The organism is Amycolatopsis sp. NPDC104863 (genome assembly GCF_055582965.1).
The window spans coordinates 428,467-439,724 of the sequence record NZ_JBVJOW010000010.1 but is presented as its reverse complement, the minus strand read 5'-3'; the positions used below and the strand labels follow the sequence as shown (position 1 = coordinate 439,724).

8 protein-coding genes are annotated in these 11,258 nt (G+C 72.7%); 4 read left to right on the top strand and 4 right to left on the bottom strand.

Annotated features, from left to right (window positions below):
• Nucleotides 1-169: 169 nt before the first annotated feature.
• The 3 genes from ACZ63J_RS43390 to ACZ63J_RS43380 all read right to left on the bottom strand — a co-directional run bounded on the left by ACZ63J_RS43390 (nt 170) and on the right by ACZ63J_RS43380 (nt 2,085).
• Nucleotides 170-583, bottom strand: coding sequence for a histone-like nucleoid-structuring protein Lsr2 (locus ACZ63J_RS43390; RefSeq protein WP_465341986.1), 414 nt, complete (start codon nt 581-583; stop codon nt 170-172).
• 187 nt (nt 584-770) lie between these two features.
• Nucleotides 771-959, bottom strand: a complete 189-nt coding sequence (locus tag ACZ63J_RS43385) for a hypothetical protein (protein WP_465401564.1) — start codon at nt 957-959, stop codon at nt 771-773.
• Nucleotides 960-1,422: 463 nt separating this feature from the next.
• A complete protein-coding gene (locus ACZ63J_RS43380; protein WP_465401565.1) occupies nt 1,423-2,085 on the bottom strand; it encodes an HU family DNA-binding protein in 663 nt (220 codons plus the stop codon).
• Between the two features lie 664 nt (nt 2,086-2,749).
• Between ACZ63J_RS43380 and ACZ63J_RS43375 the strand changes: the two genes are divergently transcribed.
• From ACZ63J_RS43375 to ACZ63J_RS43360, 4 genes are read left to right on the top strand one after another with little or no spacing between them, the layout of a single operon-like run.
• Nucleotides 2,750-4,489, top strand: a complete 1,740-nt coding sequence (locus tag ACZ63J_RS43375; protein ID WP_465341989.1) for an ATP-binding protein — start codon at nt 2,750-2,752, stop codon at nt 4,487-4,489.
• A 38-nt stretch (nt 4,490-4,527) separates the two neighbouring features.
• On the top strand, nt 4,528-5,688 hold the full coding sequence (locus ACZ63J_RS43370) for an exonuclease SbcCD subunit D (protein WP_465401566.1): 1,161 nt from the start codon (nt 4,528-4,530) through the stop codon (nt 5,686-5,688).
• 1 nt (nt 5,689) lies between these two features.
• Complete coding sequence (locus tag ACZ63J_RS43365; protein WP_465401567.1) at nt 5,690-9,091, top strand: AAA family ATPase; 3,402 nt, start codon at nt 5,690-5,692, stop codon at nt 9,089-9,091.
• Complete coding sequence (locus ACZ63J_RS43360; protein ID WP_465401568.1) at nt 9,088-10,065, top strand: hypothetical protein; 978 nt, start codon at nt 9,088-9,090, stop codon at nt 10,063-10,065. The genes ACZ63J_RS43365 and ACZ63J_RS43360 overlap by 4 nt, the downstream gene beginning before the upstream one ends.
• Nucleotides 10,066-10,639: 574 nt before the next feature.
• Here the strand turns inward: ACZ63J_RS43360 and ACZ63J_RS43355 are convergent.
• Complete coding sequence (locus tag ACZ63J_RS43355) at nt 10,640-11,125, bottom strand: hypothetical protein (RefSeq protein WP_465401569.1); 486 nt, start codon at nt 11,123-11,125, stop codon at nt 10,640-10,642.
• Nucleotides 11,126-11,258 lie beyond the last annotated feature (133 nt).

The window sequence follows — 11,258 nt, the reverse complement described above, 5'->3', positions numbered from 1 at the left end:
CAGCCCCTTCCTCCCCCCCCCACCTCTTCTCTTGTTCCCCCCCCCAGAAACCCCCTCCCCCGTCTTCTCCCCCAACGGGGGTCTTTCGGGGGGGGGGGGGGGGCCCCCCCCCCCCCCCCCCGGGCCGGCTCCCGTGATCTCTCCCCAGTGATGCACGTGGCCACCGTGGTCACTTCTTGGCGGCGGCGACCTTCTTGCGCGGGGCGCGCTTGCGCGGGGCCGGCTCGGGCGCTTCGGCCTCCGCGACCTGAGCCGCTTCGTAGGCGGAGATCACCTCGGACGACAGGCGTCCGCGCTCGGAGACCTCGTAGCCGTTGGAGTTGGCCCACGCGCGGATCTGCTGGTTGCGCTCGCGGTCGGTCGTGCTGGTCGTCGTGGACTGGCCGGTCGCGACGCGGACCTTGCGGCCGCCGATGCGACGGCCGGCGGCGATGAAGCGGGCGAGCTCGTCGCGCAGGGCCGACGCGTTTTCGTCCGACAGGTCGATTTCGTAGGTCACACCGTCGAGCCCGAACTGGACGGTCTGGGCGGCGGTGCTGCCGTCGATGTCGTCCAGGATCTCGACAAGGACTTTCTGGGCCACGGGAAAACTCCTCAGCTGGATGTGCGTCCGAGAACACGACGTGTGACAAGTTGCACAATGGTCGACGTTCTTCGGTGGAGTGTATCCACTCGGGGATCCGCACGGCAATTCTCCGCGGCTTGACGGCGAACACACTCCGGCGCCGGCCTCCCGATTGGACCGGAAATGGCGTCGGAATGCCGCCCTCTTACGACGGCGTCGTGCCCTGTTCGCCGTGCTGGGCGGGCTGATCCCCTTCCCCGGCCTCGGGGGCGTCGGCCTCGGGCGGGTCGGCGAGACCGGCCGCCTCGGCGGCGTCTTTGGCTTCCCGGATGTTCTGCCGGGTCCGGGCGAGTTCCGCGTCGGGATCCTCCGGCCGGTTTTCGTTCTCCGTCATCACAACTCCTCGCCGGGCGCCGCGCCGCGAGTGGTGCGGCTTCCCGCTTCTCCGGCTACCCCGCCGGACGGCGGCGCAACCGTCGGCGGTGAATCGCGGAGTTTTGCGCGGGGGCCCATTCACCCCGTCGGGTGGCCGGGTGGGACGGGAAAGCAGTCCACCCGGCTCGGTGGTCCGCTCGGCGGGACCGGTTCCGGTTTTGTGCCAGGGAGGGGATCGGTGACGGGGAAACGGTGTTCACCACAATCCGGCGCAACTCCGGAAGTGCCCGACAGCGAAGTCCCGGGGTGCCTGGGCCGAGCTCTGAAGCGCCCCCGCACGGCGCTGCGCCATCCCGCTGACCGGTGAGCCACAGGAACGCCCCAGAGGCACCGGAAGACCCGCTGTCGACCCGAGGGCCCGGAAACGCCGGAAGGGCCCCGCACGAGCTTCGTGCGGGGCCCTTCCGGCGTTCGGTACTGAACTACTTCTTCTTGGCAGCCGACGTGCGCTTGGCCGGGGCCTTGGCAGCGGTCGTCTTCTTCGCCGCGGCGGTCTTCGTGGCGGCCGGCTTGGCGGCGGCCTTCGCCCGCGTGGTGGTGGCCTTGGCCGCGGTCGCCTTGGCGGGAGCCTTGGCCGCGGTCTTCGGGGCCGCCTTGGTGGCGGTGGCCTTGGCGGCCGGCTTCGCCGCGGTGGCGCGGGTCCGGGTGGCCGTCGCGCGGGCGGTGGCCGGCTTGGCCGCGGCGGCGCGCGGGGTGGTGGCCCGCGTGCTCGTGGTCTTCGCCGGGGCCGACGCCTTGGCGACGGCGGCACGCGTGGTCGTCGACGCCGCGGTGGCGCGCTTGACCGGCGTGGCCTTGGGCAGCTTCTTCGAGCCGGAGATGACGTCCTTGAACGTGGTCCCGGCGCGGAAGGCGGGCACGTTGGTCTTCTTCACGCGGACGGCCTCACCGGTGCGCGGGTTGCGCGCGGTGCGGGCGGCGCGGGCGCGCTTCTCGAACACCCCGAAGCCGGTGATGTTGACCTTTTCGCCCTTGTTGACCGTCCGGATGATGATGTCCACCAGACCGTCAACGGCCTGCGAAGCCACCTTCTTGTCGCCCAGACGCTCCGACAGCGCCTCGATCAGCTGGGCCTTGTTCGTCATTCCAGTCCTCCATAGTGGAACTACTCGTACACGGCCCATCTCGGCCGACACTGCACACGGTATTACCAATACCGCACAAAATCCAACCGGGGGTCGAAATATTTCCTTGTACGGGGGCGGGTTCCGCCTCCCCGGCGGCTCTCCCCGGACGGCTCCCCGAACCGGCCCCGGAGGTCGACCATGGCCCTGAGCAGGCAAAACCCTGTCACACCGCCGTCCACAGTGGTCGTCCATATAGGACCCGATGCCCCTCCGGAGACTTTTTCGCCCCGACACGCCGGAGCGGCCCTCCCCGCGTGTGTCGGAGCCCACGCGGGCCCCGATCCCGCGCAGCGATCGGGGATCGCGGCCCCTCCGGAGGGCGCTCGGACGCCGCTTCGCAGTGGAGCCAGGCGGAAGCGGGCGCGGTAACGCCGGGCCCGCCCGCCGCGACCTCCCGGGCGGGACCGGCGGGCCCGTTGCGGCACAACCGGAGGAGCCCGCCGGGATCGTCCGCGACGGCCGAAAGATCTTCCCCGAAGGGTGAACTCACTCGTTCGGCGCAGCCGTGGCCTGCGGCGACACCGTGAGTACCCCACGGCCGCAACGCCGTGTTGGGCGCGGGACTGTCGGACCGGCGAGCTAGTCTGCGGCCGGAGGAAGAGCCGGGCGGACAGGGAGAACCGTGGACCAGGAGACGCTCACGACCGTCGTCGGACGGGTGGCGGGCACCGAGGACTCGACGCCGCTGCAGTTCCACGTGGCCATCGATCCGGAAGCCTATCTGCAGCTCGACGACGTGGTCGTGACCCGGCGGGAACTCCCTGGCCTGGGCGAAGTCACGTCCTACGGGGTCGTGACGCAGGTGAGCGCGCGGCACGAGGGCGCCAGCTTCGGCAGTGACGTCTTCCTGATCTCCGACGGCGTCCTGCCCGCGCAGGTGCAGGAGATCGCCGAGATCGCGACCACCCGCGTCGAGCCCGAATGCTACGTGCCGCCGCGGCCGGGGTCGGTCGTCGAGCGCGCCAAGGGAGAGGATCGCGCGCAGGCGCTGTACTTCGACAACATGACCCGCCAGGTGGCGGTCGGGCTGGGCCGTGACGGCGAACCCGTGTACCTCAACCTGGACTTCCTCGACGGCACGCGGGGTGCGCACGTCAGCATCAGCGGGGTCTCGGGTGTCGCGACGAAGACGTCGTTCGCGTTGTTCCTGCTGCACTCGATCTTCCGCGGCGGCGCCCTCTCGAACGCCCACAACGCCAAGGCCCTCGTCTTCTCGGTCAAGGGCGAGGACCTGCTGTTCCTCGACACCCCCAACATCCACCTCGACGCGAAGCTGCAGGAGGAGTACGCCAAGCTGGGCCTGCCGGCGGAGCCCTTCGCCTCGGTCGGCTTCTACGCCCCGCCGACGCCGTCGGACACCACGGGGAAGCCTTACGTCACCGGGCGGACCTCGGGCGTCGGCGCCTTCTGGTGGACCATCGCGGAGTTCTGCGCCGGCGACCTGCTGCCCTACGTCTTCGCCGACGCCGAGGACGAGCGCAACCAGTACACGATGGTCATCCACCAGGTCGCGAACCGGTTGCGCCTCGACAGCACCCCGGCCGGGAAGGACGGCGCCGCCAACGTCGACGGTGTCCTGTGCCGCACCTACGCCGAGCTCGTCGACGTCATCTGCGAGCGTGTCACCGACGAGGAAACCCGCGCGAGCTGGGCGGGTGCGGTCACCGGCGCGGGCACCGTCAACGCGTTCATCCGCCGTCTGCGCTCGAGCCAGCGCGCGCTGAACGGGCTCATCCGCGGTGACCTCACCGACCACGCCGCCCGCAAGCTGTCCACGGAGAACCAGCAGGTGACCGTGGTGGACATCCACAACCTCGTCGAGCGCGCGCAGCGGTTCGTGGTCGGCGTGACGCTCGCGGCGGAGACCGCGCGCAAGGAGGCGGCCGGCGCGGGCGGGCTGCTGTTCACGATGCTGGACGAGCTCAACAAGTACGCGCCGCGGGAAGGCAGCAGCCCCATCAAGGAGGTGCTGCTGGACATCGCCGAGCGCGGCCGCTCCCTCGGCGTCATCCTCATCGGCGCGCAGCAGACCGCCTCCGAAGTCGAACGCCGGATCGTCAGCAACAGCTCGGTGCGGATCGTCGGGCGCCTCGACGCCGCCGAGGCTTCGCGCCCCGAGTACGGCTTCCTCCCGGCCAGCCAGCGGGTCCGCGCGACGCTCGCGACGCCCGGCACGATGTTCGTGAGCCAGCCGGAGATCCCGGTGCCGATCGCGGTCGGCTTCCCGTTCCCGGCCTGGGCCACGCGGCTTTCCGAGGCCGGCCGGGTGCCGACGACCACGGCGACGCCGAAGTCCGATCCCTTCGCCGGCCTGCCCACGGGCAGCAGCGATCCGTTCGGTGACGACCCGCCTCCGTTCTGAGCCCGCCTCCGCCCGCTACCCGAACGGAAGGAAGCCGAGTGAAGTTCCTGCACACCTCCGACTGGCACGTCGGCAAGACGCTCAAGGGGCGCAACCGGCTCGACGAGCAGCGCGCGGTGCTCGGCGAAATCGTCCGGATCGCGAGGAAGGAGCCCTTCGACGCGATCCTCGTCGCGGGTGACCTCTACGAGACGTCGGCGCCGTCGGCGGCCGCGCAGGAGCTCGTGGTGCAGGCGCTGATGGCGCTGCGCGACACCGGGGCCGAGGTCCTTGCGATCGCCGGGAACCACGACCACGCCGCGACGTTCGAGGCCTACCGGCCGCTGCTGCGCAAGGCGGGCATCCACCTCGTCGGCACCCCGCGCCCGGCCGCCGACGGCGGGGTGGTGGCGTTCGACGCCCGCTCGACCGGCGAGCGCGTCGAAGTCGCGGTGCTGCCCTTCCTTTCCCAGCGCTACGCCGTGCGCGCCGCCGAGCTGCTGGCCGGGACCCCGGCGGACAACGTCGGCGAGTACGACCAGCGGGTGCGCGACATCCTGGCGCACCTCAAGTCCGGGTTCACCGACGGCGCGGTGCACCTCTTCATGGCCCACCTGACGGTGACCGGCGGGACGATGGGCGGCGGGGAGCGCGCGGCGCAGTCGATCTTCGAGTACCACGTCCCGGCCACGGCGTTCGGCGCCGATCCGCACTACGTCGCGCTCGGCCACCTGCACCGGCGCCAGTCGCTGCCCGCGCCGTGCCCGGTGCACTACAGCGGTTCGCCGTTCGCCGTCGACTTCGGCGAGCAGGACAACACGAGTGTCGTGCTGTCGGTCGAGGTGAGTCCGGGCACACCGGCGAAGATCACGGACCTCCCGCTGACGGCGGGGCGGCGGCTGCGGACGGTCCACGGCACGGTGGCGGAGCTCGTCGGCCGCGCCGAGGAGTTCGGCGAGGACTACCTCCGGGTCTACGTCCGCGAAACGACCAGGGCCGGGCTTCGCGAGGAGATCCAGGAAGCCCTGCCGAACGCGCTCGAGATCCGCATCGACCCGGAGTTCGCCGCGCCGGTGACGACTTCGGGCGGCGAACGCGCGGTCGCGGACCGGTCACCGGGAGAGCTGTTCGCGACCTACTGCGACGAGCGGACGGTCGAGGACAAGAGGGTGCAGGCGCTCTTCGCGCGGCTGCACGACGAAGAGACGAGCGGGGTGTGAGATGCGGCCTGTGCTGCTGGAGATGACCGGTTTCGCGTCGTTCCGCGACAAGACCGAGGTCAGCTTCGAGGACACGGACTACTTCGCGCTCGTCGGGCCGACCGGCGCGGGCAAGAGCACGGTGATCGACGCGCTCACCTTCGCCCTCTACGGCTCCGTCGCCCGCTGGGACCACGAAGGGCTCGTCGCGCCCGCGCTCGCCCCGACGGCGAACCGTGCCACCGTGCGGCTGGTCTTCGACGCCGGCGGCACGCGCTACCACGTCGTCCGGGAAGTCCGGCGCAGCGGCGGGAAGAAACCCACGGTCAGCGTGAAGAACGTGCGCCTGGAACGGCTCGCCGACCCGACCGCGCTCGGCGGCCCGGAGGACGACGCCGACCCGGTGGCCGCGGACTCCGAGGTGACGCCGGCGATCGAACGCCTGCTCGGGTTGACGTTCAAGCACTTCTGCACCTGCGTGGCGCTGCCCCAGGGCGACTTCGCGGAGTTCCTGCACGCCAAGGCCGCCGACCGGCAGAAGATCCTGATCAAGCTGCTGGGCCTGGAGGTCTACGAGCGGATCGGCCGCCGGGCCGGGGTGACGGCCGAACAGCAGAAGCAGCGTGCCGCCGTGCTCGCCGAGCAGCTCGGCAACTACGCCGACGCGACCGAGGAAGCCGTCGCCGAGCTCGCCACGCGGATGACGGCCCTCGCGGAGCTGGAAGCGCGGGTGAACACCGCGCTGCCGGGCTTGAACGACGCGACGCGTGCGCACGACGACGCCCGGCTGCTCGTCACGACAGTTACCAAAGAACTGAGTGTCCTTGACGCGCTGGAACGCCCGGCCGGTGTTGAGGACCTGGAAACCCGGCGCCGTGCCGCGGCCGACGAGGCGACGGCCGCGCGGGCCGGGCTGGAGCAGGCCGAAAAGGCGGACGAAACGGCCCGCGCCGCTTTGGCCGCCGCGCCCGACCGGAGCGGGCTGGAGCGGATCCGGGCCGCCCGTACCGAACTCGCCGACACCGAGTCGGCGCTGCCTCGCCGGGAAGAAGCGGCAAAAACGGCGTCGGAGGCCAAAGCCGCCGCGGCGGCTTCGGTGACCGAAGCGGTGTCCGTCGTCGAAGCGGCGAGGAAGACGCGGGACACCACCGCGCGGGCCGCCGAAGACGCGGCCGCGGAAGCCGCGCGGGCCCGTCAGGAGCGTGACCGGCTGGCCGGGCTGCGGCCGCCGGCGGATCTCGGGGACCTGTCGGCGGATTCGGCGCGGGTGGCGAAACGCACAGCGGACGCGGCCGCCCGGCTGACCGCGGCCGAAGCGGCGGACGCCGAAGCGCGTGCCGCGCTGGCCGCCCAGCCGGACGTCGCGCCGCTCGCCGCCGCCCGTTCGGACGCCCGCACCCTTTATGCGTTGTGTGAAGCGCAACGGAAGGCCGCGCCCGAGCAGGCGGCGCGCCGCGCAGAGCTCGAAACGGCGCGAACCGCCTTCACCCAGTCCGACACCGAACTCACCGCGGCCAAGACCGCGCTGACCGAAGCGGAACGAGCGGGACAGGCACTGGCCTTGCGGGCCGGGCTCGCCGTCGGGCACCCGTGCCCGGTGTGCGAGCAGGAAGTTTCGGCCCTGCCCGACTCCGGCGGCCACGCTCACCTGGCCGAGGCGCGTGACCGGGTCGAGCGGGCCGAACGCGAGCGCGCGGCGGCCGAGACGGCGGTGCGCAAGCTGGAGCGGGCGGCGGACCGCGACACCGACGCGGCCGTGTCCGCCGCCGCGCAGGCGGAAGAACTGCGGCTGGTGCTCGCCGAAGTCGACGGGCCGCCTGAGTCCGCGGTGCTGCGGCGGCCGGTCGAGGCCTCTTTCTCCGAGCAGGACTTCGCGGACCTCGTCGCCGCTGTGCGCGAGCGGGGCGAGTGGCTGTCGGCGACGATCGAGGGCCGCTCCCGCGTCGCCGAAGCCGCCGTCGCCGCGGACAAGGAACTGGCCGCGGCCCGCGCCGAACGCGCGGCGGCGCAGCAGGACGCCGACGTCGTCGAGCGGTCGGCCGCGGCGGCCCGGGAAGCCCTGCGGGCGGCGCGCGACCCGCTCGTCGAGCTGGGCGCGCCCGCGATCGACGGCGACGACGTCCCGGCCGGTTGGCAGCGGCTCACCGCGTGGGCGGCTTCTTCACTGGAGGAACGGCGGACCGCGCTGGCCGCGCTCGAAGCGGCCGCCGAAGCCGCGGGCAAGGAAGCCGTCGTGGCCGCGGACGATCTCGCGGCCGCCGAGCGCAACGCCGAGCAGCGGCGCACCCGCGCTGTCGACGCCGGCCTGGCCGAGCAGTCGGCGACCACCGAGCTGGCGACCGCCCGGCGCCGGCACGGTGAACTGGTCACGATGCTGGCCGACGCGCCGTCCGCCGACGTGGTCACCGAACAACTCGCGCGCGTCGCGGAGCTCGAGCAAGCCGCGAAGGCCGCGGACGGCGCCCTGCGGGCCGCTCGCGCGAATGCGAAACAAGCGGCGGACGGCCAGGCGAGCGTCACGAAGGAGGTCGACGCCGAACGGCAGAAGCTGTCCCGGGCCCGCGATCCCCTCGTCGGTCTGGGCGCTCCGCCGATCGACGGTGAGAGCCTGCTGGACGCCTGGTCCGCGCTCACGGACTGGGCGTCCGGACAGGCGAAGGACCACCGCGAGCGGCTGGCCGTCGCGAAGACCGCCGAAGAAGAAACCGCGGAAGCGTTGCGGGTGGCCGAACGCGCCGTCGCCGGCGACGTCACCGCGCTCGGGGTCGACCTGCCGGAAGGGCCGGTGCGGGACCGTGTCCCGGTCGCCGTCGCCACCGCCCGGGCGCGCGCCGAGGGTGACCACGACGACATGCGGCGGCGGGTCGCGCGCGTGGCGGGCCTGCACGGCGACATCACGGCGGCGGAGTCGGAGGCGCAGGTCGCGCGGCTGCTCGCGGATCTCCTGCGCTCGGACAAGTTCCCGCGCTGGCTGATCGCCGGGGCGCTCGACACGCTCGTCGCGGAGGCGTCCGCGTCGCTGCTGGAGCTGTCCGGCGGGCAGTTCGAGCTGACCCACGACAAGGGCGACTTCCTGGTGGTGGACCACAACGAGGCCGACGCCCGGCGCCCGGTGAAGACGCTGTCCGGCGGGGAGACGTTCCAGGCGTCGCTTTCGCTGGCCCTCGCGCTGTCGTCGCAGCTCGGGGCGATGGCGGCGGACGGCGCGACCAAGCTCGAGTCGATCTTCCTCGACGAGGGTTTCGGCACGCTCGACGAGGCCACGCTCGACGTCGTGGCGTCCACATTGGAGAACCTCTCCGCGTCCGGCTCCCGGATGGTCGGGGTGATCACGCACGTGCCGGCGCTGGCCGAGCGCGTGCCGGTGCGGTTCCAGGTCACCCGCGACGGCACCGGCTCGCACATCAGCAGGGAGGGCGCATGACGGCGGTGGCCGGGATGAGCTTCAACATCGACGCGTGGGACCCGGGTTACGGCAGCTCGATGGAGGCCGAGGAGCTCGCCCGGTCGCAGGCCGAGGTCGCGCTCGACGTCGAGGTGCCGGCGGCCGAGTGGGCGCCGATCGACCCGTCGCCGGTGCCCTCACCGCCGGACGCGGTGCTGTTCGTCGACGGCGTCCGCCGCATCGACGCCCGCGTCTGGATCGACGACCCGGCCGGGAACTCGGCGTCCATCGGGATCTGCGCGTCGTACGCGGCGGGAGTGGTGTGCTGCTGCGCGGGGCGGGCGCACGTCGTCGGCGCGAACGTCCGGCGCGGGCTGTTCACGGTCGCGGCGGAGGCGGAGGGCATCCCGACGTCGGCGGGGGTCTACGAGCCGTTCCGCGCGACGGCCAAGGACGACAAGCCGTTGCCGGTGGTGCTGTCCTCGGCGCTGCAGGAACAGCTGGCCGACGTCGAGCTGGAGACGGCGACCGAGGCGCGCCGGGCGATCGAGGGGCACGTCGGCAGCGACCTGCTGGTGGTGGACGGCCCGCTGAGCGGCCGCACGCACCTGCCCCGCGCGGTCGGGTTCATCAAGAGCCACCAGACGACGTACCTCCCGGGCGAGCTCAACACGATGGTCGGCGACCTCGGGCCGCACCAGCGCACGCCGGTGTTCCTGATGGGGACCACGTGGGTCCGGCACTCGTGGTACCTGCGGTTGCCCTCCCCGGGCGGCCCACCGTGGGCGGGTGTGGTCCGCGTCGAGGCGGCTCCGCACCTGGGGCGTGCGGAGGTGGCGGACCTGGCGAACCTGACGCAGTCGGTGCTGGGGCGGTTCGCGTCGGTGGAGTACAAGGACTCGCGGGCGCCGCAGAACCTGTACCCGATCGCTGGTCTGGAGCGCGATCTGCGGCATCGGCTGGGGGACCAGCAGTTCGTTTATCGGGCACTACGGCTGGCCGCGGCTCGCTGAGGCGCAGGGAGGGCGGGGCTCGCCGAGGATCCTGGCGCTCGGCCGGATGACCCGGCCGCGGCTCGCTGAGCGCAGGGGCAGGCGGCTCTCCGCTCCGCCGGTGTGCCCGCCGCGGCTCGCCAAGTCGCAAGGGCAGGCGGCGGCTCGCCGAGCATCCGGGCGCTCGGCCGAAGGGCCACCGGCCCTTGATCGGCTTCCGCGTGCCGGGCGGGGCGGCGTGCGCCTTGCCCGTGGCCGCAGGCCGGGCACGGGAGCGTGGCATTGCCGCTCGGCTGGAATGGCGGGAACGCCGCTCCGCTCTGCCGAAGTGGCCGAACGCGGGCCTGCCACGGCTCGCCGAGGTCGGGGTTCCGGCGGCTGGCGGACGATTCGTCGCCGAGCCGGGCCGAGACCGGCCGCGGGCATCCTCACCGGCCGGAACGACTCGGGCCCGGACCGGCGGCGGCGTGCATCCTCACCTTCCGACCCCGGCCGACCCCGGCCGACCCCGGCCGACCCCGGCCGACCCCGGGCCGGGCCCCGGGGCGGGGGCCTGGGGAGACCACCGCCGCCCCGGGGTGTCCTTTGTGGAGGGTCAGCTCAGTGACCCGTCGCCCGTCTGCGGTGCTCCCGCCGGCTTGACCGCGACCTGGGGCTTTGCCGGCTTGGGCGCCTTCGTCGACGTTGCCGGGGGCTTCGTCGTCGGCGGCTTCGGCTTGGCCGTCGAGCTCGGCGGCGGGGTGCCGAGGATCGTGAACGACCCCGTGGCGACGCGGCCGTCCGAGCACGTGAACGTCGCCGTGTACCTGCCCGGCGTCTTGATTGCCGTCGTGTGGCCGCCGGCGCGGCCGAAGTTGCCGCCTTCGGTGAACTGCAGCGGCGCCGCGAACCCCTTCGACGTGACCGGTGTGGCCGGGGTGCAGCCGTTGCCGACCGCCGCGCGGGTTTCCGCGTCGACGCGGCCGCCGGGCTCGACCTGTGCCGTCAGCCCCCAGCTGACCTCGGCCGCGCTCGCCGGGGCCGCCAGGGCCAGGGTTGCCGCGCTCGCCGCCATTAGGCCGATCAGTGTTTTCTTGACCATGACTCGTCCCCTCTCGGTGCTGCCGCCTCCACGCCTGAGCCGGGGAAATGGTTGAGTCCACTCTCGAATTCAAGTACGTGAACGACTATCGAGTCTATGTTTCCCCGTCACGTATGGGTTAGCTTGTCCGCCG